Annotated in this window: 19 protein-coding genes and 1 pseudogene; 3 read left to right on the top strand and 17 right to left on the bottom strand. The window is 44.2% G+C overall.

The genetic code is table 11. The features are described from left to right. Positions 1-44: 44 nt before the first annotated feature. From minE to QUF61_RS14855, 10 genes are all read right to left on the bottom strand, one after another. Positions 45-308, bottom strand: coding sequence for a cell division topological specificity factor MinE (minE, locus tag QUF61_RS14900; RefSeq protein ID WP_103918541.1), 264 nt, complete (start codon positions 306-308; stop codon positions 45-47). A 4-nt stretch (positions 309-312) separates the two neighbouring features. Next, positions 313-1,122, bottom strand: a complete 810-nt coding sequence (gene minD, locus QUF61_RS14895) for a septum site-determining protein MinD (RefSeq protein WP_289682405.1) — start codon at positions 1,120-1,122, stop codon at positions 313-315. Further along, entirely contained in the window at positions 1,119-1,886 is a 768-nt protein-coding gene (gene minC / locus QUF61_RS14890) for a septum site-determining protein MinC (protein ID WP_289682404.1), read from the bottom strand. Before minC ends, minD begins: the two co-directional genes overlap by 4 nt. Positions 1,887-2,212: 326 nt before the next feature. After that, positions 2,213-3,364 carry a cation diffusion facilitator family transporter gene (locus QUF61_RS14885; RefSeq protein ID WP_289682416.1) on the bottom strand — a complete coding sequence of 384 codons (1,152 nt, stop codon included), beginning with the start codon at positions 3,362-3,364 and terminating at the stop codon, positions 2,213-2,215. Positions 3,365-3,372: 8 nt separating this feature from the next. Further along, a complete protein-coding gene (locus QUF61_RS14880) occupies positions 3,373-3,684 on the bottom strand; it encodes an RnfH family protein (protein WP_289682403.1) in 312 nt (103 codons plus the stop codon). Beyond that, positions 3,671-4,108, bottom strand: a complete 438-nt coding sequence (locus QUF61_RS14875; RefSeq protein ID WP_289682402.1) for a type II toxin-antitoxin system RatA family toxin — start codon at positions 4,106-4,108, stop codon at positions 3,671-3,673. Before QUF61_RS14875 ends, QUF61_RS14880 begins: the two co-directional genes overlap by 14 nt. 150 nt (positions 4,109-4,258) lie before the next feature. Next, a complete protein-coding gene (locus tag QUF61_RS14870; RefSeq protein ID WP_289682401.1) occupies positions 4,259-4,480 on the bottom strand; it encodes a SlyX family protein in 222 nt (73 codons plus the stop codon). After that, entirely contained in the window at positions 4,470-5,273 is an 804-nt protein-coding gene (locus QUF61_RS14865) for a protein phosphatase 2C domain-containing protein (protein ID WP_289682400.1), read from the bottom strand. Before QUF61_RS14865 ends, QUF61_RS14870 begins: the two co-directional genes overlap by 11 nt. Next, positions 5,270-6,562, bottom strand: a complete 1,293-nt coding sequence (locus QUF61_RS14860; RefSeq protein ID WP_289682398.1) for a dihydroorotase — start codon at positions 6,560-6,562, stop codon at positions 5,270-5,272. The genes QUF61_RS14865 and QUF61_RS14860 overlap by 4 nt, the downstream gene beginning before the upstream one ends. 5 nt (positions 6,563-6,567) lie before the next feature. Beyond that, the gene (locus tag QUF61_RS14855; protein ID WP_289682397.1) at positions 6,568-8,025 is read right to left on the bottom strand and encodes a dynamin family protein; all 1,458 of its coding nucleotides are present in this window, start codon (positions 8,023-8,025) and stop codon (positions 6,568-6,570) included. A 280-nt stretch (positions 8,026-8,305) separates the two neighbouring features. Here QUF61_RS14855 and asd point away from each other — a divergent pair, with 280 nt between their 5' ends. Both asd and QUF61_RS14845 read left to right on the top strand, forming a co-directional pair. Beyond that, on the top strand, positions 8,306-9,154 hold the full coding sequence (gene asd / locus QUF61_RS14850; protein ID WP_289682396.1) for an archaetidylserine decarboxylase: 849 nt from the start codon (positions 8,306-8,308) through the stop codon (positions 9,152-9,154). 147 nt (positions 9,155-9,301) lie between these two features. Beyond that, the gene (locus QUF61_RS14845; protein WP_289682395.1) at positions 9,302-10,708 is read left to right on the top strand and encodes an SPFH domain-containing protein; all 1,407 of its coding nucleotides are present in this window, start codon (positions 9,302-9,304) and stop codon (positions 10,706-10,708) included. 119 nt (positions 10,709-10,827) lie between these two features. Here QUF61_RS14845 and QUF61_RS14840 read toward each other — a convergent pair whose 3' ends face one another. The 4 genes from QUF61_RS14840 to QUF61_RS14825 are packed head-to-tail and all read right to left on the bottom strand — an operon-like array spanning position 10,828 to position 17,868. Next, the gene (locus tag QUF61_RS14840) at positions 10,828-13,005 is read right to left on the bottom strand and encodes a serine/threonine protein kinase (protein WP_289682394.1); all 2,178 of its coding nucleotides are present in this window, start codon (positions 13,003-13,005) and stop codon (positions 10,828-10,830) included. A 20-nt stretch (positions 13,006-13,025) separates the two neighbouring features. Continuing rightward, on the bottom strand, positions 13,026-14,105 hold the full coding sequence (locus QUF61_RS14835) for a tetratricopeptide repeat protein (protein WP_289682392.1): 1,080 nt from the start codon (positions 14,103-14,105) through the stop codon (positions 13,026-13,028). 47 nt (positions 14,106-14,152) lie between these two features. Next, positions 14,153-14,995 carry a 16S rRNA (cytidine(1402)-2'-O)-methyltransferase gene (gene rsmI, locus QUF61_RS14830; RefSeq protein ID WP_289682391.1) on the bottom strand — a complete coding sequence of 281 codons (843 nt, stop codon included), beginning with the start codon at positions 14,993-14,995 and terminating at the stop codon, positions 14,153-14,155. A 2-nt stretch (positions 14,996-14,997) separates the two neighbouring features. Beyond that, positions 14,998-17,868 carry an SLC13 family permease gene (locus tag QUF61_RS14825; protein ID WP_289682390.1) on the bottom strand — a complete coding sequence of 957 codons (2,871 nt, stop codon included), beginning with the start codon at positions 17,866-17,868 and terminating at the stop codon, positions 14,998-15,000. 335 nt (positions 17,869-18,203) lie between these two features. On the opposite strand from QUF61_RS14825, the gene QUF61_RS14820 reads away from it, so the two are divergent. Further along, positions 18,204-18,713 (top strand): hypothetical protein, encoded by a 510-nt coding sequence (locus QUF61_RS14820; RefSeq protein WP_289682389.1) that lies wholly within the window; start codon positions 18,204-18,206, stop codon positions 18,711-18,713. 536 nt (positions 18,714-19,249) lie between these two features. Here the strand turns inward: QUF61_RS14820 and QUF61_RS14815 are convergent. The 3 genes and pseudogenes from QUF61_RS14815 to QUF61_RS14805 form a co-directional block, all read right to left on the bottom strand. After that, complete coding sequence (locus QUF61_RS14815) at positions 19,250-19,591, bottom strand: tetratricopeptide repeat protein (RefSeq protein ID WP_289682415.1); 342 nt, start codon at positions 19,589-19,591, stop codon at positions 19,250-19,252. 45 nt (positions 19,592-19,636) lie between these two features. Continuing rightward, a pseudogene (locus tag QUF61_RS14810) lies at positions 19,637-21,304 on the bottom strand (tetratricopeptide repeat protein); the annotation flags it as partial. Then, positions 21,301-22,572, bottom strand: a complete 1,272-nt coding sequence (locus QUF61_RS14805) for a hypothetical protein (protein WP_289682388.1) — start codon at positions 22,570-22,572, stop codon at positions 21,301-21,303. The pseudogene QUF61_RS14810 and the gene QUF61_RS14805, both read right to left, overlap by 4 nt. Between the last annotated feature and the right edge of the window lie 326 nt (positions 22,573-22,898).

The raw sequence follows: 22,898 nt of genomic DNA, 5'->3' as shown, positions 1-22,898 counted from the left end.
AGCGCGCCGCAAGGTAGTTATCGTAAAATTGCCGCACTACCTGCTTAAGCGTTATTTTCTGGTAAAGAAATATTCAATTCCAACACTTCGCAGCCATCTTCATTTTCCATGGAAACGCGGATGTCGGTATCTTCAACATGCACGTATTTACGTACCACTGCCAACAGTTCCTGTTGTAATTTGGGCAAATAATCCGGGCCACGCTGGCGAACGCCACGCTCGTGGGCAACAATAATCTGCAAACGCTCTTTTGCCAGAGAAGCGGAATTTCTCGGTGTAGAGCGAAAATAATCAAGTAAACCAGTCATTGTCTTATCCCCCAAATAAGCGGGCAATCAGCCCTTTTTTCTCTGCGGTCAAAAAACGCTGCTGGCGATCTTCACCGAGAAAGCGGGCGACGATATCGTGATAAGCCTGCCCCGCATTACTACTTTCATCCAGGGTTATGGGAATGCCCGCATTAGAGGCTTGTAATACTGAATCAGACTCTGGAATAGCCCCTAAAAATGGAATCGCCAGAATTTCCTGTATATCATCTGCGCTTAACATATCGCCTGTATCAACACGCTCAGGGGCATAACGGGTAATTAATAAATGTTCTTGCACCGGGTCTTCGTTTTTTTCCGCGCGCCAGGTTTTACTGGCTAAAAGACCAATAATTCGATCCGAGTCACGCACTGAAGACACTTCAGGATTGGTGACAACCAAGGCTTCATCGGCATAATACATGGCCATCTGCGCGCCATGTTCAATCCCTGCGGGCGAGTCACACACAATATAATCAAAGTTTTGTTTCAGCTCTGCAATCACATGCCCAACCCCTTCCTGGGTCAAGGCATCCTTGTCACGGGTTTGTGATGCGGGTAAGACAAATAAATTTTCCACCCGTTTATCTTTAATCAAAGCCTGGTTGAGATTACTTTCCTGTTTAACCACATTGACAAAATCATAAACCACGCGGCGCTCGCAGCCCATGATTAAATCCAGGTTACGCAAACCCACGTCAAAATCAATGACCACGGTTTTGTAACCGCGCAATGCCAATCCTGTGCTAAATGCTGCGCTGGTTGTGGTTTTACCCACGCCACCTTTTCCTGAGGTGACCACAATTACCCTGCTCACCGGGAAGCCCCTCCCGCATTAAAAACTTTGATCATTAGTTGATCCTCTTCTAAATAAATTTGTGCTGGTTTATCCAATATATGATTATCCAGTTCTTCATTAATTTGATATTGTCCGGCAACAGAAACCAATTCAGCATCCAGACGATGACAAAAAATTCTGGCTTGATTATCACCTTTAATACCCGCTAAAGCGCGTCCCCGCAAAGCGCCATAAACGTGAATATGGCGATGTGCCAACACTTCTGCACCGCGACTGACGGAAGATAAAATAATTAAATCACCTTTTGCCAGCACCTGTTGACCAGAGCGTACAGGCTGTTCAATAATCGTAGCGGGCACTGCCTGCTCGTGTGTTTCTGCTGCTTCCTGTTGTTGCGGTTTAGCGGGTTGTTCTGAAATAGATAATTCTGTTGCCTGCTTTCCTGATTTGGCATTGGCTAATAAATGCAAACCTACGGCTAAGGCCATGCTGTTCAGTCCTGGCCCTCCTCCCCGGATACCGATGGGTAACATGCCATAACCCCGCAGTTCTTCAACCAGAAACGGAATATCCAGCATTTGTTTATATTCAACGATTGTGCGCACATCTAAAATAACCGGCGCTTGTTTAAACATCGCAGGTGCCTGACTGACTTTCTGTTGCAATTGTGCTGCCAGATAAGCACTGTCTGAAGTATAAACATGCAAAACCATGACGGTCAGCATATGGCCTTTTAATTCAAATGCCGGGGTTTTGGTATCCGTTGGCGTGGTGCTATTCATATTACAGACTACCGCAGTATTGGAAACGACATAAAACCTGTTCTGTATTTTATTGGCGTTTCTTTAAAACATGATGGAAAAGCTAATTCATTTCAGGCATAAAATAAGCCAAAAATAACCAAGGTGGCAACATCAGCAAATAAGTTTTAGGCTGAATTTTTTAAAAATTATTTACTCAGAAGCTGTTGGTAAACCGTCATGAGCGAAGGCAGAGCAAGGCGCAGTCAGTGCGAAAAACCGGAGTGTACAAGTAGTACATGAGGATTTTTCGTGCTGACTGCAACGCCGCTATGTCGAGCGCAATAGGTTTACCAACAGCTTCTCATTTACTTATTATCAGACAAACTGGGATAGGGATCAATATATACACGAATCTGTTTGATATAAACCAGGTCTTTAGCTGAGCTGGAAAACTGTTCTGCAATATGCCGTGCTTGTGCAAAATTTTCTACAATATCTGCGCTCAAGTGAATATCCATACTGATTTTACCTGCCAGATAATGCAAGTTGATATGATGAATATGTTTGGCTGCCGGGATATGTTGCCATTTTTGCTGTAACTGTGTCAAAACGGTATCACGTAGCGGTAAATCGCTGTTTCTCGGTTGTTCTTCGTCATCTTCCGGGTCAATATGTACAATTACATCACAAATATCATGACTGGCCTTGAGCAAGCTCTGGTGTACCACATTACTGATTTGATGACCTTCGGACACGGTTAAATCACAAGCGACCAGAATATGCACATCCGCTAAAATAGCGCCGCCCATCTGCCGGGTGCGCAGTTGGTGTAAAGATTTAACCCCAGGTACTTCGCGAATAATCTGCTGAATATTGGAGACTTGTTCCGGGCTGACGCTGGTATCGATGAGTTCCTGAATATTTCTCCAGACCAATAACCAGCCGATATGCCCAATCATCATTGCGACAATGATAGCCCCGGCAATATCCAGCCAGAATATGCCTGCCATGCTGCCACCAATACTGATAAATACGACAATAGAGGATAAGGCGTCACTACGATGATGCCAGGCATTGGCATGTAATAATTGTGAATTAATCTGATTGGCGGCATGACGGGTATAATGATATAAGGCTTCTTTTGACAAGATTGAAACCAAGGCAATGGATAAGGCCAGCCAACTGGGGGGATGAATTTCCAGTGGCACCATCAGGCGCTCAATACTGTCCCAGACAATACCACCAGCCACCAGCAACAATAACAGCCCCATCGCAACCGTGGCAAGTGTCTCAATACGCCTATGCCCATAAGGATGGTCTTCATCTGCCTGCTGCCCGCCAAAACGCGCACCAAGCAGTACCAGGCCATCACTGAGCAGGTCAGAAAATGAATGCAAACCATCGGCAATCAGTGCCTGTGATTGTCCCAGCCAGCCAAAAACAATTTTAGCAACCGCCAGCACGACATTGGTGAAGGCACCCACCAACGTAACCCGGTGAGTGATCTGATAACGCATATCCACGCTTAACTATCCTTCTGGCTACGCATTTTTTTACCTTCTGCGGCGCGCTTGCGGCGTACTTCTTTGGGATCGGCGATTAAAGGCCGGTAGATTTCTACCCTATCCTTATCCCGCAAAACCTCTCCAGCCTGTTTGATTTTTCCGAAAATGCCCAGTTTTACCGTTGCCAGATCAATATCAGGAAAGCGCTGTAACAGACCACTGGCTGTCACAGCTTGCGTCAAGGTACTGCCTTGAGGCAATTGCAGCGATAAAATAATCTGCCTTTCGGGTAAGGCGTAAGCGACTTCAACCTGCATATCAGCGCTGGTCATAAACCTCTCCAGCCCGCTTCACAAAAGCATCCACCAAGGTACCCATGATATGATTAAATAGCGGCCCCAAAGTAGCGCGTAATAAAGGGTTACTGATTTCAAACTGCATCACCAGTCCTACTTTACAACCTGTTTCGCCCAAAGACTGAAACTCCCAGCGTCCATCTAACTGACTAAAGGGGCCGTCTAATAAATGCATTTCTATTGATTTGCCCGGCACAATGGGGTTTTGGGTGTGAAAACTTTTTTCCAATCCTTTTACCGCCATCGTGATACCTGCGATAATTTCAGAATCTGAACGTGACTTGACAATGGTTTTTTTACACCAGGGTAAAAATTCCGGATAGGATTCGATAGCTTCCACCAGGTCATACATCTGCTTTGCAGAATAGGCAACTAAAGCTGTTTTTTTGATATGAGGCATGTCTATATTAGCCTGAACTCGATGTAAGGTTTTTTAAGAAAAAAGGGTAAAATCTGGCACGCGCAATCAAATAGCATGGCGTGAGGTAGAAGTGATTTTTAGACGCATAGCGGCTAAAAGAAGCTTATACCGAACAAATACTAGCTGAGCTTAATAATGCGGTGGCTTTTCGTGGGTATCTTGTATTTCCTGAACATTTTCTGTCAATGATTTAAGATGCGTTAATAAATATTTCAAGTCATCTTCTAATTGCGTAATCTGTTGTTGCTGTCTTGTCACAATGTCATTTAAGGTTTGTATCGTATCTTCCTGATACGCCAGTTTTGTTTCCAGATTGATGAAACGTTCGTCAGTTTGTTGTTCAGTCTTCATGACACACAAATGCACCCATAGCAACATCATCCATAGGATAAATGTCTTGTTTTAAATAATTTTTCTGTGCTTTAGCCAAGCGGCGATAAGCAAAGTTCTCTTGCAGGTTGGGGAAATTTAACAATGTTTCAGCCACCGTTAAACTGGGTAAATAGTCTCGTTGCTTGCGCTTTTGCCAGGCACTGATGCCATCGCTGAAAATGGCCAGCAAGGGGTATTCCTTGCGCTTAAAGGTGAAGGCCAGGACTTCGTTAAATGGTACGAGCAGCTTATATCCTAATTTTGTATCATGGAGAGATAAGTTTTTTGGGTCTTTTATCAGTACCTGATATTGTTTTATCAATGCTTCATCTAACCAGTAGGAAAGATAAAACGGTGCATTGGGCTGAAATTCCAAATCAATAGTACGCAAGCGGCCTTCTGCGCTCCTCATTGCCAGGCAGCCATCGCCATAGACGTAAACATAAAACCGGTCTTGCGCTGTCCAGGCAACCAGTAGCGTGGCATCTAACGCATTTAAGGATAGTTGGATTTGTTGCGCTATTTTGGCTGTTTCCTGAATGACGGATAAACCAAAACTTTTCCAGTCAGGCATGGCGTTAATATGGGATTGTAACAATGATTGTGCGCTTAAGCATAATAAACGTGCGCCAATGTCGGTATTTTCTGAAGCAGAACAGCCATCAGATAGAATCAGGTAAGATTGTTCATTGACCCGACCTTTTAAGCTATAGTCCTGGCAAACGCGGTGACTATGCCCCGTGATGTAATGCTGATCCAGATGGATGTTCATGTCTGTATTTTGGAAAATACCTGGCGACCACGAATAAATGTTGCCACACAGCGACCTTGTAGCTCCCAATCCAGAAACGGGCTGTTGTGGCAGCGACTATTGAAGCTGCCATTATTGAGTTGCCAATAGTTTTGCGTATCAATCAAACAGAGGTCGGCCTGTTGACCAACTTGCAGTGTGCCCGCTTGAGTGCCCAGTATTTTTGCAGGTGCGTGGCTTAAATAGCCCAGGGTTTCGACTAAGGGCTTATGAATTTCCCGCCCCAGTCTTAACGTCAGCGGCAACAAGGTATCCAGCGCAGAAATACCGGGTTCGGTTTCACCAAAAGGGGCCAGTTTTGCATCAGGTTCATGCGGTTGATGATCGGAGCAAATAGCATCAATGGTACCGTCAGCAACGCCCTGGCGCAGTGCATCCTGATCGCGCTGGCTGCGTAGTGGCGGATAAACATGGCATTGGCTGTCATACGGGCCTAAGTCCACTTCCGTCAGGAATAATTGATGGGCGCACACATCAGCCGTTACCGGTAGCTTACGCGCTTTCGCTTCACGGATAAGAGCCACTGCGCCTGCGGTGGATATGCGGCAAAAATGTGCGCGTACCCCGGTCTGTTCAATTAATAATAAATCACGGGATAAGGCGATGGTTTCCGTGCTGCTGGGGATGCCTGCCAGTCCCATGCGGGTGCTGAGCTGGCCTTCATGCGCAAAACCATCACGCCCCAGCCAGGGATCAATGGGTTGAATAAAAACGCTTAAGTCACAACTGGCGGCATAATCAAAGGCATGCGCCAATACGCGAGTATCTTCAATCGGTTTCAGCGCATTGCTGACACCCACGCAACCGGCTTCTTTAAGATTGCCCATTTCCGCCAGATGCTTGCCTTGCAGACCCTGGGTTAAGGCAGCCAGTGGTAATACCTGACTCATGCCACTGGCTTCGGAACGCTGCTGTAATAATTCCGCAACTGCCGGGGTGTCAATGACTGGCTTGGTATCCGGTGGACAGCACAGTGTAGTAATGCCGTTACAGGCTGCGGCGCGGGTTTCTGAAGCGATAGTGGCTTTATGTTCCTGCCCCGGTTCGCGTAAACGTGCGCTGAGATCAACCAGCCCCGGACTGACCACTAAACCACTGGCATCAATGGTTTGCTCAGCAGTGAAATCATCCGGTTTATCACCAATTGCCAGAATTTTACCATCGGCAATGTGAATATCGGCAGGTTCATCCATACCCTGAGACGGGTCAACAACCCGTCCAGAGCAGATACTAAAACGTTTGACAGGCATTGGCTTTAGCTATTTTCCTTGGAGCGACCGGAAGGGTTGGTAAACCGATCATTGAGCACTTGAATATAATCATTGGCTTCGGTTTTGACTTCTTCCAGAATCTGTTTGCTCAGACCACTCCAACCTGAAGGTTTGCTTAAAAACATGGGCCGGTATCCAGCAATGCTTTTACTGAATGCTGAACTATATTGCTCAAGTAAATCATCATCATCGACATATTCCTGGGTTAATTGTCGCAGCATGTGATTTCCCGCAGCTTTGCGCATGGAAAAATGCAAATAACCTGCACCGGCAAGCAGTAGTGCTAAAACTATCAAAGAAAATACTTCCCCCGTACCCACGCCGGCAATAAAATTAGCGACTAAATCCCAGGTACTGGTCATGGAGAAGGCAATGGCAGCGATACCGGCAATGGCACCTGCTAATAAACCATCGCTGATCCATACCCGTTTTTTCCAGCGTTTAATCATATCGGTCAGTTTTGGCACCATTTGGTTTTCAATGGATTTCGCCGTCTGTTCCAATGCACCAACAATCCGATAAGAACGCTCAACTTCAACCTGTTGCATACGCACGCCGATTTCGGTCATGTCTTCTTCACGTTTTTTCTCATAACGCTCGCGCACTTGCGGATCATCGATTGGTGCGGCAGCTTCCTCATTATAAATCCGGTAAAAACGGCCCGCAGTTAACCCAGCCTGGGCCAGAGAGCGTTGCCATGCAGCAACGACATCTTCGGGGTTATCTTCTTTAGCGGTGACATCAATCTGATTCAGCACATACAGGAACTTATTGGAATCTGCGCGATCAATGGTGGCGGATACCAGGTAATCCAACGTATCCTGCATCGCGCCAGGTTCAGGATGGCGGGCATCAAAAAATACCAGTACCAAGTCTGCCAGATCGATAATATGTTGGGTCAGACGTAAGGTGGATGAACGCTGGCTATCGGCATCAAATCCGGGGGAGTCAATCAGAATGCGACCCCGGATGTTCTCTGCCGGACAGGTTTTGAGTTGCAAATAAGCGTCAATGCGCTGCTGTCCCGCTTCTGAGATTTCCGCAATACTGCGACTGATTTGATAAAACGGAAAACGGGGATCTGCGTCCAGGGCAACACCCGGCAGGACTTTTGCTTCATCATTATGGCTGTAACAAATCACGGTAAATTTATCATCAACCGCCTGGGTGCCGGTGCGCTGCAAGGGCAGGTTCAGGTGACTATTGATAAACGTGGATTTGCCCGCAGAAAAAGTACCTAATACAGCGATCATCGGCCACCAGGAAACGCGGGTTGCATAGGACTGATCTTTTTTCAGTAGGCCCAGACTATAGGCTACTTCATCCAGTTTTCTAAAGCTTTGTACCGCTTTTGCCAATGTGGGATTGTCAGGATGTTCATCAGCAAGGTGAGTTTGCAGATTTTCCAGACGCTTATTAATTTGCATTGAACTTTGTGACATAGACTGCCCCTTTGGTATTTATGCCAGAGTTGTAGAGTGTTGTTTTTGTATCCCTTGAGCAATAGCATCGCGGAATGATATGGCGATGGTGCTATACTTCAAATAAAGATACATTAAAATTCAGTTTTTATAAAAACATCAAATGCTGAATATTACTGTGCGTACACATCAGAAACCTTCATAGCATACCCTCTTTTTGGGGCTTTTTACAGGTTTCTGAATAATTTTCCATAAACCCTTATATTATAAGTTGAATTTGATTCACTCCAGGAAAGACAAAATGTCTGAAAAGCTCGACCAATTACTGACCTTGCCACAATATATTTTGCCGCATCATTTGCTCTCCAAGCTGATGTTTTATATTACCCGTGCGCCTATGGGCAAGCTTACACCCTGGCTGATTAAGCAGTTTATAAAGTTTTTTAAAATAAATATGGAAGAGGTTCAGCATCCTGAACCGGAAAATTATAAAAATTTTAATGCATTTTTTACCCGTGCCTTAAAACCTGAAGCCAGACCGCTGGGCGAGGGTATTATCAGCCCGGTGGATGGTGAAATCAGCCAAATCGGGCAAATTAATCAGCGTAACTTATTTCAGGCAAAAGGTTTTGAGTTTGATTTATTAAGCCTGTTAGGTGGTTTTGAACCCTTAGCCGGTTTGTTTGAAAACGGGCAGTTCTGCACGATTTATTTATCACCGAAAGATTATCATCGTATTCATGCGCCGGTAGCAGGGCGTCCCATTGATATGGCGTGGGTGCCAGGGCGTTTGTTCAGCGTCAATCAGCGTACCGCCAGACAAGTACCCAATTTATTTGCGCGCAATGAGCGGGTGGTGACAATTTTTAAAACCCCGGTAGGCCCGATGGCCATGATTATGGTTGGCGCGATTTTTGTCGGCAGCATGGATATGGTGTGGCAAGATGGCATTGCCCCCGGTAGTGGGAAAACACCGCAGCGCTGGCAAGTGCCGGATACCATGGGGCAGTTTGATAAAGGGGCTGAAGTAGGTCGATTTAATATGGGTTCTACGGTAATTTTGCTGTTTTCCAAAAATCAAATGCAGTGGCTGGCGCATCGAAAACCCGGTGATGTACTCAAAATGGGTGAGTCATTAGGAAAATATTAAGGAATGGGGGATTAAATAACTTGTACAGTTTATTTCTCCCGCAGTGCTAACAAGCTAAAACTCACTGCGTCTCAGCACCTTTGCGGGAAACCGATTACAATTTAAGACAGAATATTTTAATAGTAAAACTTATAAGAGGATAAAGACATGGCAAATGTAAATCAAATTGCAGCCTTAAAGGTCTCCAAAGTCCTGCTGCCACTAATCGCGATAGGTTTGGTGTTTTCTTTTCTCATGAGCGCCTGGTTTCAGACCGACGCGGGTTATACGTACATTTATCAGAATAATATCACGGGTGATTTAACGGTATATACAGAGCCGGGTATTCATTTTCGGATGCCGGGATTGTCCAAGGTCTCACGTTATAAACAGGTCATGACCGCATCATTTGGCAGTGAAGAATACGGCACGACCACGCGCGATCTTAATCCCATCGGCGTGCGTTTTGCCGATACCTATACCGGCAGTATTCCGGCAACTTTCCGCTTTAAGCTCTCTGCCAATCCTGAAAAAATTATTCAGATGCATCGCGAGTTTCGCCATTTTGAAAATCTGGTTGATTCACTGCTGGTCAAAAATGCACGTAATGTCACGGTGATTACCGCAACCCAATATACCGGGGAAGAATTTTTTCAAGGTGGACTGAATCAGTTTAAGAACAAACTCGAAGATCAATTGCGTAATGGTATTTATGTGACAGAGCGCCGGCAGGTGGAGGTTGAGCAAACTGATTTGGCTCCCGTAGGCGTGGATCAGGGTGATTCTGGAAAATTACAACGCACCAAGCAACTGGTTTGGAAAACCGTGCCGATTCTGGATAACAACGGCATGCCTGAGCGTCAGACTAATCCGCTGGATCAATATGGTATACAAGTCACTCAGGTCACCGTGGGTGATCCTCTTCCTGAGCAACAGTTAAACACCCTGTTGTCCGATAAGAAAGCCTTAGTCGCCAAACGCATTAAGGCGATCCAGGAACAGGAAACCGCCAAAGCCCAGGCCAAAACCGAGCAGTTGAAAAAGGAAATCGAGCGTACCAAAGCGGTACAGGATGCGCAGCGCGCCAAGGAGCTGGCTGTGATTTCACAACAAAAAGAAGTCGATGTGGCGCGTCAGATTGCGCTAAGAGAACTGGTTGAACAAAATAAGAAAAAAGATGTTGCGGTGGTGGATAAAGAAAAAGAACTGGCAATTGCCAAGGCTAATCAAAATATTCAAGAAGCCAATGCCGCCGCCGCCAAATTTGAAGCGCTGGCAATCCGGGAAAAAGGTCAGGCAGAAGCAGAAATTATCGGTGCAAAATATGCTGCGCTGGGGGCCAATAAAGAAGTTTATATGGCAGAAATCAACCGTGATATTGCCAATGTGTTATATCGCAATCTGAAAAACTTTAAGGTGGAAATGCCGCATAACTATGTGGAAAATGGTGGTGGTAATTCCGGTTTGATGTCCAATCTGGATATTATTTCCGCATTTGGTGCCTTAAATATCATGGATAAAACGGGGGCTTTGCCTGAACAACCTGTATCTGCACCGCAGCTCATGAATCAGTAAGATTCAATAAATTGTAGCGGCCTATTGTTTTTCAGATAATTAATTTCTCATGGAAACCTGACAGGTCTTCAAGACCTGTCAGGTTTTTTAGTGGCTTTAAACCCTAAGCCGGTTGTCTTTTAAAATGAGGGGGTAAACAGGATGTTTTTACCCGGTTGTTTTTGCCCCTTTACGTCATTTTGTTTATCTGATTCAGGTATTGTAGGATTTTTCTGGTCAGTGAGTAATTTTTCCTGATCCCGTAGCGGTTCAATGTGAGTGGGTGCTGATTGTATAACAACCGCTTCAGGTAAGGCTGCGGGTTTAGTCATCAGTTCCTGCACAAGATTAATTGCTGGTGCTGAATTTTCTGGTTTTGTTAACGGGGTTGCCGCAGGTATATTTTTTTGTAATTGTTTGAGTTGCCGTTGCATGGATAACAAAGCGGGAGATTGTGCATGGATACTCAAGCCCTTATTAATTAATATCTGGCGCTGTTTGAGCTTAGACTCCTGTGCTGCCAGTTGCGCATAAGCGGTGGCAATTTTAGTGGGTAATTTTTTGACCTCAGTATGCAAAGGTGCTAAGGCGTTTAATTTTAAATAACTGGCATAGGCATTGTTACCTGCTGGTGTTGTCAGTTTGTTTTGCTGTAATTGTTGCTGACTGCGTAGTAATAAAAAATGTATATCAGAAAAATGCTGTTGCATCTGTAATAATTGCGGGTGTTGTGGATAATGCACGCGCCCCATGCTTAATAATAATAAGGCTTGCGTATATGCGCCAGCCTGTTCTTGTTCTTGAATCTGTTGCAGATACTCATTTGGAAAATCGGTCAGTGCATCTCGCGCAACAGTATTTTCAGGTTCTAATATTGTCACTGCCTGATAACTTTGCCAAGCCGCTTCCAATTCTCCTACCTGTCGTAAAATACCCGCTTGTTCTAATAATTTTTGTACCGCAGATTGCTGCGCCCTGACATCAAACCAGGCCGTTTTCAGTTCAGGCTGCTCTGGAAATTCATTTAATCCCGTTTGTAACAGCGTTAAAGCCTGCCCAGTGGGTAAAGCGGCTGCCTGCTGTAAATAAGCTTGTACGCTGTTATTGTTTGTCGGCGTTATTAGTGCTGGTATTTTTGTGCTTAAAGTCTGGCTTGAATTGATTGTACTGCTATTCTGCTCTAGCCTGATTTGCTCAGGCAGCAGTTGATAAGCTAATAAGGCGATACTCAAAAATAATATAAAACCGATGCTGGCCCAGAAGACCATTTGTTGTTTATCGGTTTCATGCACTTTCTGTAAACCGTGAAGAAATAAATGGGCATCCTGCCAGCGATCACTGATAGACACTGCCAAGGCTTTTTCCAGTACCTGATTTAAGCGTTTAGCATGGCGGTGGTCGGTTTTTAATAAAGTGGGTTTTAATGGCGCATTAGGCCAGCGATCCGTGGCTGCTGGTGGCAGTTTCCCGCTTAGTAGCTGATGCAACAGCGCGCCGCAGGCATACACATCCGTCCAGGGACCGATACTGCCCTGGTCAGAATATTGTTCTAATGGAGAATAACCCGGTTTTAATACCAGAGTCATGCTGCGGGTGTAGTCGGCAATGACGCTGGCGCTACGCGCTGCACCAAAATCGATTAAAATCGGTACATTTTTTTTATTAATCAAAATATTATGCGCCGACACATCCAGGTGAAAAATACCTTGCAGATGCATACTGTGCAAGGCATCCAGAATCGGTTCCATGATGCTCAGCGCCGCTTCCACTGAAAGTTTACCGCCTTGCCGTTTCAAACGCGCAGCTGGATTATCTCCTTCAATATATTCCATCACCATGTAGGCTGTCTGATTTTCAGTGAAATAATTGAGTACGCGGACAATATTGGGGTGATTAAAGCGTGCCAGGTTACGCGCTTCTTCCAGAAAACTTTCCAGCCCCCTGGCAAAATTTACATCCTGCCCCCGCAAGGGCAGCGCATTTTGTTCTTTGCGGACAGCCAGGGTGGAAGGCAGGTATTCTTTGATGGCAACCGTTTGGTTGAGCAGGGTATCACGACCAATATAGGTAATGCCAAAACCGCCCTGACCTAAAACCCGCCCAATCAGGTATTGATTTTTTAACAAGGTACAGGGGGTCAAATATTGGGGATGTGGTTCTTCTTTACTGCCGTCAAAACCACAATGTGGGCAAATATCTGGCGGTGTTGCGCTTGCCTGTGGCATTTTATCCAATAAACAATGCGCACAAAAATGATGACTTGGTGAGACTAATTGTAAATTAGGCTGTAGATGGGTATGCAGCTTTTTGGCAAGCATGGGAATTCTCGCTCAGGCAATCATTCAGTGATACGTACTTTGCTTAAAAACTGCTCTAGTTTATTTTGTGCATGGGTGATTTGTAAAGGGGTTAATTTTTGTAATAATTGATCACGAATAATTAGCGCCTTATCATGCTCATCAGGTAATTGACTGTGATTTTGACGCGCCTGCTCATCTGCTAAGGCAATCGCCAAAGAGAACCAGAAAAAACCCAGTTCATCACTTTTTTTCACGCCACGTCCCTGCATATATAAAATACCCAGGTTATAAGCGGCACCCGTGCTACGCTGACGCGCAGCGCGTTGAAACCACTGACTGGCAATTTCCGTACTTTTTTTCACGCCATGACCATTGACGTATTGCACCCCCAGATTAAACTGGGCTTGCCCAAGACCGCGCTCAGCGGCTTTATGAAACCACTTGGCAGCCTGCTGGGGTTGCTTTGCCAATAAAAAAATACCCAACAAGTTTTGCGCATTGGCATTGCCATGTTCTGCCAGTGGCAAACAGTGTTCCATGACCCCATCCTGTTTTTTCTGGCGCATTGCCGTGTGACATTGCTGCAACTGCTCTTTCTGTAATTGCACCTTCTGCTGTGCTGATGTTGTGCTACTTTTTTGTGAGGCTGAGAGTGTTTTTTCTGATTTCTCAGATTGTGCCTGCGGTGTTGCCTGCGGTGTTGCCTGTGATGTTGCCTGTGATATTGATTTAGATGATGCACCCAGTAGCTGTTTGGCAAACTGGGCAACTACTGCCGGACAAGTTTCCAGATGATCGGCAGTCAAATGTGCTAAGTGCTCGGCATTACGTTTTTTAGGCTGGTATTGTATCGCCACCTGTGCGCAACGTTTTGCCAATTCTGCCCGAACTTGTGCCAATGTTTCACTGTATATCGGATCTTTCTGATGTTTTTGAACATATTGCTGCAACGGCAATAATTTTGTTTGTGACAATAAGGCGTCGCGTTCTGCTTGCTGTGCCTGAAGTTGCTCAGGTGTGGCGATAAAAACAGAAACTGAGGCTTTTGTTTGCTTTTGAGTTGCAACGCTTTCTGCTTCAATAGGTTGGGTTTGACAAGCCGTCAAACCCAGTATCATCCAAAATAAGCATAGATATCCTTGCCAGGTAACTCTAGTGATGTGATTCATTTCAGCTTCAAACCTAATTCATATAAGGTATTTTTTGGCACGCCGGTGATTTCACTGGTCAATTTAGCAGCCTGCTTTAAGGACAAATCTTTCTGTAAAATTTTCAGCACCCGTGTTGCATCTGGATTTTCTGCGACACGAGAATCGATAATTGCACCGGAGACCACTAATACAAACTCACCTTTGCAGTGTACTGCTTCCGCTTCCAACCAACGCAAGATTTCTGCCAATGTACCACGATAGACGGTTTCATGAAGTTTGGTGAGTTCTTTTAATAAGGCTGCTGGACGCTCTGCACCAAAATTTAACAGCATCGCTTTAACGCAGGCTTTAATCCGGTGTGGGGCTTCATAAAAAACCAGGGTGCGGGTTTCATCCTGTAAGACTTGTAAGCGTTGCTCCCGGGTACCGGCCTTGGCGGGTAAAAAACCTTCAAAACAAAATTGATCGGCACTAAAACCCGCAGCAGATAAGGCGCAAATCAAAGCACTAGCCCCTGGAATCGGGCAAACCGGAATGCCTGCCTGATGCACAGCCTGCACAAAGCGTTGTCCGGGATCACTGATCAGTGGCGTACCTGCATCACTGATTAATGCAATACTGTCACCTTGATGCAGTTGCTGCAATAGTTGCTGAGTAGCTTGCTGCTCATTATGCTCATGTAAGGCACGCAAGGGGGTATTGATGCCAAAGTGCAACAACAAGGGGCGGCTATGGCGGGTATCTTCTGCGGCGACCAAAGCCACATGTTGCAGAATACGCAAAGCGCGTTGACTTATATCTTCAAGATTGCCAATGGGCGTGGCGACAATATACAAACAAGCAGTGGATTCATTCATGATTACAAAATACCAATACTGCGCCAGAAGGGAATTGAAGCATAAATTGCCACCAATTTAGCAATGACCAGCAAACCACGGAATATTTGTAATTTTCTGGCTTCATATTGCATGTCCTTAGTGACCACGCTGCGGAAATAGAGCATATAGGGGGATTGGTACGGGAATATCGCCGTCTCAGCTAAAATCAGAATAATAAAACCGACCAGCCACGGTGTAATCCCGCTGGCATTCGCCAAGGGTAACAAGGCGGTAGCAAAAATCAAAATACCAGAGTTAAGCGGAATGAAAAAACGCACCAGTAAAATAACGCCACTGAGTATCAGTACAAAAGAGTTAAAGTCATGACGCATATACTCACCCAGCCAGCTGAGGTTATGCATTAATAACTTATCAATACCCAGGTGATTCATGGTGGCCAGCACGCCGATTAAACAACCTAATAAAAATAAAAAGGCCCAGTCAATTTTTTTCGTAAATTGTTCCCGGGTTAATACGCCAACAAACAGCAACACAAAAAACACCGAGAAAGCCAAAAATGGTACTTTAATTTTATGAATGGAAGAGGTGGCAATCCCCAGTGCCAGGATCATAATACCAACTAAAGCCAACCATTCATGCCAATTCATTTTCCCCAGGAGATTAAGCTCTTTTCTCACAGAACTTTGATCAATAATAATTTTATGATAAGAATGGAAAAACAAAGCCGATAAAATAAAATACATCACCAACATGATCAAACCAGTCACAGAAGCGGCATAAGCCCAGTAAAGAAACTGAAAGGCCTGTTGTTCCTGTACCGGCAACATACCAAAAATCATGAAGTTTGCCGGTGCGCTGGTCAAAAATATTGCTGATAAGTAATTTAAACTATCTTGTCCCGAGGAATATAACATGCTGGTAGTACGGGAATTATGCTGGGTCTTATGATCCAGACCCTTATACATATCGGTTAATATCGGGCCGATAATCGAAGCGCGTCCGGTAATGGTCGGTACGATGGGAGTAAATAAGAAACCTGTCATAAATACTGCGACTTGGTACCAGAAGCTATGTGCAGGCAAACGACAAATTAACATTAATGTATAGCGGTAGGTCAGGCCGGATGTGGTAATCACCACCCCCAAACCCAATACACTGAATGCCAGCAAAAAGCCATTAGAAGAAAAGCCGGAAAGAATAATATTCGTTGGCGCGATACCAAATAATAATAGCAACAATACGGCTAATAAGGCCGGAATAAAATCAGGCAATAAGCTAAACATCCACATCACCAGCGTAATTGAGACAATTGCCGTAAACATGGCAATTTCCCTATCCATGTGAATGCTATCCATATACAGATAAATTGAAATAGGCACAATAATAGTTAACAACCAGCCTATAGGATGTTCTTCAATCACCGGTTTATTTCTTAGCTTACGTATATGCGCGGGTGTTTCGCCACTCTCAATTTCACTTTCTTCTACTGCATCAATATGTGCTTCCGCTGCTTTAATTTCAGAAAAAGAGTGTTCATTGCCTTCATCTGTATTCATATCATCTTCTTCAGCGCGTTGGCGTTTGAGCAAACTGCGCACAATGAATATGCTAAATAACAGCAGCAATATGACACCCGCAATAGCCCAATATAATAAGGGGATCTGTTGCAAAGGTTCTGGTAGCATAGCCAATAAAGTTGAGCCGTTTTTCACTGCTGGCGTTTGTGATACAGGAGCTACAGTACTTAGCTTATCGCTGCTTGTTGCTTCAACTGTTTTGCTTATGCTGCTGGCTATTGTCGTTTCCGGTTTTTTTTCAATTGCTGTTACTGCAACTGGTGGTGTTACTGTTGGCGCTGAAGTTTTGGGTATTTGCTGCGCTGTCACAGCAGGTTCCAGTATTTTTTTTGTCGCTTCAGGTGTTGCAGTGGTGACTATTGCATCAGTTTCTTGCTTTGCGGGAGGCGTTGTCGCTTGTACAGGTTTTGTCTCGGTTATTGCTGGCGCAATGACAGGTGCAGATGATGTTTCATCCTGTTGCGGCAGTACTTCTACTGTTTCATCTGTTTTTTCAGTATCTGGTGGCACAGCATCAACCATGTACTCCATTTTCTCATGCTTAACATTCAGTGCCGCTGTATTGTCGCTACTGGGTGTAACTAATGTTTCCACAGTGCTAACAAGGGGTTTATTTACAGCTTCGCTGAGTTCGGTACGATGATCTTCAGTTGTTACAATTTCTGATGTAGTATTTTTATTATTTGTATCAGGCTGGATTGTTACGGCAGTGGGTGCAACGGGTATTTGTTTAATTTGCTGAAAATCTTCCGGTTGCTTACCCTCAAGCGCACTGGTTTCACCAGCAGGTGCTTGCTGCAATAAGCTTAATTCCTGATCGGGGGATTCAGACAAGGGTGATGGTATAAGCCTCTGTGTTGCCTGTGCAGCAACTTGGGCTGATTCACTTGTTTTTTGTTCAGTCTGCACTATTGCCGTTGGCAGTTTACGTTTAATACTAAATGTTTGTTCACAGGACAATACAGTCCCCGGTATGCGATTTTTCCAGTTTTTCAGTTGGCGTTTGGTTTCCACCTGCGCCAGTTTGGGATCAATATCCTGTACTGTGGTTAAAGCAGCTACCTGCAATATTTTCCCACGTAATAAGGTATTGATATTACAAGGTATGGAAAAAGCATTCGGATTCTTTTCCAATAAAGCCAGCACGGCAGCATCCAGTACAACGTCCTGCTCAGCATAAAGATGACGTGCAATGCTATAAAGGGTTTCACCGGATTTAATTGGACCATAAGATGCAGGGAGTGCTGGTACTGCATGCACATTTTGTCCCACATAGGCAAACAAAATGATGAGCAGGGTAAAAACAGCAGGCAAATAGTTTTTACCTGAAAATAAGAAAGTAAAAACGCGGTGGACATATTGGTTTGGCATGATTTTCATTATGTTCTTTGGTTGGCTCAGATGTTTAACTACAATTGGCATATATTGGGCCAAAGTCATTATGGCATCCTGTTTTTTGGGGCTTGCCAGGAAGGCACATTATTGTAACATTACCTGAGTTCAAGGTAAGCTTCTTTCAGCGTTAAATGCGCTGAAAATTACTTCCATCTCATGCTAAGCTATTGATATTGTGTACTGAATATCACAGTTTTTTGTTAAAAACTACGCCGGGTTCAGCTTAAATAGGCTTCAAAAAAAGGAATGTAACGATGTATTTTATTAAAACGATATTTATTAGTATTTTTCTGTTTTTTTCTGGTATCGCGTTAGCTGTACCGCCCCCCTGGATTGCCAGCGTTGAAGCAGAAAATCTGGATTTTAGTCAACAATCATGTAACGAAATTGCTCACACTATGTTACAGAAACAAGGTTTTGCACGGATTACACCAAAAAACAATGGAATATTTGCGGCTTACCGTAAAGGTCGTGATTATCACTATAAAGTGGTGATCAAATGCTTTGATTCGTTAGGACTGGTTAATGTGACTGTCGTCAGTAACCGCAAAGGGGGATTGAATAAAGCCCGTCAGTTATTAGGCAATATCAGCAGCCAGACTAAACACACTGGAACAGCATCACCAGGACGCAGGCAGCCAGGAAGCCATAGCGATTTCCCCGACTGCGCAGACGGCCCCACCTTGGTGCGCTGCCTGAATACCATACCTGAAGACTCTCTGGATATTGCCCAGGATTATTTGGAAAAACGCAAAACCCAATAGCTCATACCATGCGTTTACCATTGCTTAAAACAAAAGGGACGCTACATTTTTATTGAGAATTATTGTAAACTTATCTCATGTATGGATGGTCTGGTCATTTATGCCAAGGTCGCTTTTTCTCCAGCCCTCTTGATAAAGCTTATTTGTGGTTTTGTGTGCGTTATGTAGAACGCAATCCAGTCAGGGCGGGCATGGTTGAACGGGCAGAATATTATCTCTGATCAAGTGCCGCCGCGCATTGCGGTTTAAGAGATGATGCCGTACTAACAACAGACTCCATTCACTGCAAAGTTTTTGAAGATATTTCAGATTGCTCAGCCTGGTTAGGCGAGGATGATAACGATACACAATTGAATATCATGCGACGCAATATTCAAAAAAACTTGCCTTGTGGTTCAAATCCATTTATTGAGCAATTGGAACGGATTTCTGGACACATATTAAGTTTTCGACCCATTGGTAGGCCTAAAAAACCAATAAAAGGGTAGCGTCTACTTTTACCTACTTTTACCCCAATGGCAATAGGCCCCCCAATATCAGAATCTTGATTCCTTTTTCTTGAATGGTGGAGCTTTTCCTGATTTATTCAAAACAATATTAGTAGCAGAAGACCTGGAGCTTTCTATTTTTTGTCCCATCTCCTTGCGTAGGTGCTCATAATTTTCCTCAACTGTTTTTACATCAGGGTGTTGAGAACCAAGTTTTTTTAACAAAATTGACAATGCCTGTTGATAAAGCGGTTCAGCTTTTGCTGTTTTTCCTTGTGTATGATACAAACGGGCTAAGGTGTGAAGGCTGTTGGCTATTGCAGGATGCTCTTCCCCTAGCGCCTGCTTACGAATATCTAATGCCCGTTGATATAAATTTTCAGCTTCAATGTATAACGTATTTTTCTGCTGTTTCTTCAGCTTCTGTTGTGCCTGTGAAACATATAAGTCTGCTAGGTTATTAAGGCAGGTTGCATAATTAGGGTGCACTTCACCTAATGCCTTGCCAGTAATTTCTATAGCCTGCTCATACAGTGGCTCGGCTTGCTCATAATCGTCTTGATGATAATATAACCCTGCTAGGTTATTAAGACAGGTTGCATAATCAGGATGCATCTCGCCTAATGCCTTGCCAGTAATTTCTATAGCCCGCTCATACAGTGGCTCGGCTTGCTTGTAATGGCCCTGGGACTTATATAATCCTGCCAGGTTATTAAGACAGGTTGCATAATCAGGATGCGTCTCGCCTAATGCCTTACCAGTAATTTCTATAGCCTGCTCATACAGTGGCTCGGCTTGCTCGTAATGGCCCTAGGACTTATATAATCCTGCCAGGTTATTAAGGCGGTTTGCATAATCAGGATGCGTCTTGCCTAATGCCTTGCCAGTAATCTCTTTGGCCTGCTCATACAATGGCTCGGCTTGCTCGTAATGGCCTTGAGAATGGTATAATCCTGCCAGGTTATTAAGATGGGTTGCGTAATCAGGATGCATCTCGCCTAATGCCTTACCAGTAATTTCTATAGCCTGCTCATACAGTGGCTCGGCTTGCTTGTAATGGCCCTGGGACTCATATAATCCTGCCAGGTTATTAAGACGGTTTGCGTAATCAGGATGCATCTCGCCTAATGCCTTGCCAGTAATTTCTATAGCCTGCTCATACAGTGACTCGGCTTGCTCGTAATGGCCTTGTGCTTTATACAAGCCAGCTAAATTATTGAGGCTTTCTCCAATATCAGCATGTTCTGCTGGTAATTGTTTTTGCCGGATGGCTAACGCTTGTTTATATAAAGGCTTGGCATCAGCATATTTTCCTTGAGCCTGATAGAGTTCAGCCAAATTATTGAGGCTATTAGCTGTACTCAAATCTTCATCAGATAATAAACTACGGTGCAGTTTTAAAGTGTTTTCCAGCAAGGGTTGCGCTTGTGGATACAAACCTTTGGCAAGATATAATTCTCCCAGATGACTCAGGGTTTCCGCCACTGCCAGACCTTCATCGCCAAATAAACTTTTTCTGATACGTAAAGCTTGCTGGTAATAAGCTTCTGGAATATTGTATTCACCGATTTTAAAAAAGTGCCAACCGACTTTATCCGTTAATTCAGCCACTTCGGCAAAATTCATTTGCCAGTGCTTAATCTGTTCCACACAAGTGGTGGCACAAGTTGCCATACGTTCACACTGTGCTTGCGTGGTATCAAAATCATAAAGTGGATAGCAGGCATTAACCGCTCGTACTGCGCATTCCGCCCATGTACATTGCTCAACCTCGTCCAACTGCTGGCGGAAATATTCCTGATCCAGACGATGCATGGTATAAGCACGTAGATAGCGATTAAACTTTAGCAGTCCGTAACGAACATTCACTTGCAGCGCCTTATCTAGCCACTCCGGATCGCTCATGTCCGGAGGTAATGACAATGAGGCTAAAGCATCTGGTATACCTTGGCTAAAAATTTCTTCAGGAATACGATCCGGGTGTAAAAATGCACAAAAATATAAAACATTATGCGCACCAGGCAATGCCTTTTCTATTTTCCGCAGTGCCAGCTTGGTGATGTAATCTGGGGAAACTTTAGTTTGTTTGGCTACGGTATTCATATGTTTTCTTTCATATCAGACAAACAATGGCTCAACCCGTTTTCGGCTACTTCATCTCCGAATATTTTCAATTGCTTCGGATCATTAGGTAGCATTTGAGCAATTTCAAAAGCCACTGACCAGTCAGCACTTGCCTTGGCTTTAGTTAAACTGAGTTTTGGTAAGTCCGGTGACTGGATACGCAGTAATAAATACCAGGCTATTTCGTCTATGCTCAGCACTGGCAAAGAAACAACGTTAATTTCAGATAACTCACTGTGCAAACGTGTTGTATAAAGCGTGTGCCCTTGTTGGAGGGGTATAAAACTTTTCACTGTTTCCAGGTCAGTAGCATTATCCAAATTATTAATAATCACCAACCAATCCTGGTTTGTCCGCATCCAGGAACGCACCGCGTTTATCTGGTTTTCTGATTTGGTATGTTTTGTTACCGGCAAGGCTGTTGTCAAGCCAGCAATGCTGTTAAAAAAGTTATATTTGCTATCGGCCTCCACCCAGAGCACCACCTTGTATTCCCGGCTCTGGAGATAGGCGTATTGGATAGCGGTATGTGTTTTTCCCCATCCCGCTGCACCACGGAGAAACACGCAGCCATGACTGCTTAGCTTATCTTGCATGGATTTGAACACTTCTTCTCGCCCGGTAAAGTAGGGATCAGGTTCATAGGGTAAATGGAAAATCTGGGCAAGCACCTCGGTATTGCGGACGTGTTGTTTAATTTTTGGTAAACAATCCGTTTTAAATGGCTCCGATATTCTGCTTTCCAATAAGCGTATCAATGGGGTGAGGATTTCAGCCAACAAACGTACAACTTTACCAATATCCAGACGAATCGAAAAATGGACAATTTTATTACGGTAACGTGTCAACTCTTCAATGCTTTGCTGTAGCACTTGGTTTTCAGCTAACTCGTTTAAGTTCAACATAATTGCGCAACGTGGCAGTAAATCTTTGAAGCCTACGGACAGTGGCGCGTCTTTTTCGTCAAATAAATCAAGTACGGTTTTGTCAGGTGATGCCCTGCGTAGTTTGGCAAGTTTATCTACCGCCTTATCGACATCACTAAATACCAGGAATTCGTTGGTTTGCACTAAAAGTTGCTTGAGTGCCAACTCAATCCCGTGATGAATCCAAAATACGGCTTCCTTCAGGAGCCAGCCATTGTTACTGTCTTGCCCCTCCTCCCATAGTTCGTATCCACGCTGTAAAGAGTGGCAGCAGTTAGTCAGCAGGTCTATATGAAGTGTTGGTGTGGTTATATCTCTCATAATCAGAACTTCTTTCAATTTCTGGAGTAATTTTTTGCTATCACTTATTTTTAAATTTTATTGACTATGGTAAATTCTGAAAACTCCGAAGAATTTTTTTGTCTCTAATAAAATCAATGACTTACACGGATGTGTGCCACCTAAAATCAATGGCTTACGGACTTTTCCAGAGTTTTCAGCAAATTAGAAACTAAACCTGAGAGATGTTGCCAAATAAGACAAAAACATACAAACTTGTAATTTGAGTCATCCACAGAGCCAAAAAAATGTTGAATCTTGACAGAATACAGAAAAACGAACGCCTCATGAGAGCTATGTTTGGCTTA

The organism is Candidatus Venteria ishoeyi, from assembly GCF_030378065.1.
Classification (GTDB): domain Bacteria; phylum Pseudomonadota; class Gammaproteobacteria; order Beggiatoales; family Beggiatoaceae; genus Venteria; species Venteria ishoeyi.
This window is presented reverse-complemented; position numbering and strand designations above follow the sequence as displayed.

Excerpts from the sequence above, each read along its gene's own strand:
- QUF61_RS14885 (WP_289682416.1), bottom strand. The coding sequence starts at position 3,364 with ATGCGTTATCAGATCACTCACCGGGTTACGTTGGTGGGTGCCTTCACC.
- QUF61_RS14870 (WP_289682401.1), bottom strand. The coding sequence starts at position 4,480 with ATGAAGACTGAACAACAAACTGACGAACGTTTCATCAATCTGGAAACA.
- QUF61_RS14855 (WP_289682397.1), bottom strand. The coding sequence starts at position 8,025 with ATGTCACAAAGTTCAATGCAAATTAATAAGCGTCTGGAAAATCTGCAA.
- QUF61_RS14820 (WP_289682389.1), top strand. The coding sequence starts at position 18,204 with ATGTATTTTATTAAAACGATATTTATTAGTATTTTTCTGTTTTTTTCT.
- QUF61_RS14845 (WP_289682395.1), top strand. The coding sequence starts at position 9,302 with ATGGCAAATGTAAATCAAATTGCAGCCTTAAAGGTCTCCAAAGTCCTG.
- QUF61_RS14860 (WP_289682398.1), bottom strand. The coding sequence starts at position 6,562 with ATGCCTGTCAAACGTTTTAGTATCTGCTCTGGACGGGTTGTTGACCCG.
- QUF61_RS14835 (WP_289682392.1), bottom strand. The coding sequence starts at position 14,105 with ATGATACTGGGTTTGACGGCTTGTCAAACCCAACCTATTGAAGCAGAA.
- QUF61_RS14865 (WP_289682400.1), bottom strand. The coding sequence starts at position 5,273 with ATGAACATCCATCTGGATCAGCATTACATCACGGGGCATAGTCACCGC.
- asd (WP_289682396.1), top strand. The coding sequence starts at position 8,306 with ATGTCTGAAAAGCTCGACCAATTACTGACCTTGCCACAATATATTTTG.
- QUF61_RS14880 (WP_289682403.1), bottom strand. The coding sequence starts at position 3,684 with ATGACCAGCGCTGATATGCAGGTTGAAGTCGCTTACGCCTTACCCGAA.
- minE (WP_103918541.1), bottom strand. The coding sequence starts at position 308 with ATGACTGGTTTACTTGATTATTTTCGCTCTACACCGAGAAATTCCGCT.
- QUF61_RS14875 (WP_289682402.1), bottom strand. The coding sequence starts at position 4,108 with ATGCCTCATATCAAAAAAACAGCTTTAGTTGCCTATTCTGCAAAGCAG.
- QUF61_RS14840 (WP_289682394.1), bottom strand. The coding sequence starts at position 13,005 with ATGCTTGCCAAAAAGCTGCATACCCATCTACAGCCTAATTTACAATTA.
- rsmI (WP_289682391.1), bottom strand. The coding sequence starts at position 14,995 with ATGAATGAATCCACTGCTTGTTTGTATATTGTCGCCACGCCCATTGGC.
- QUF61_RS14805 (WP_289682388.1), bottom strand. The coding sequence starts at position 22,572 with ATGAGAGATATAACCACACCAACACTTCATATAGACCTGCTGACTAAC.
- minC (WP_289682404.1), bottom strand. The coding sequence starts at position 1,886 with ATGAATAGCACCACGCCAACGGATACCAAAACCCCGGCATTTGAATTA.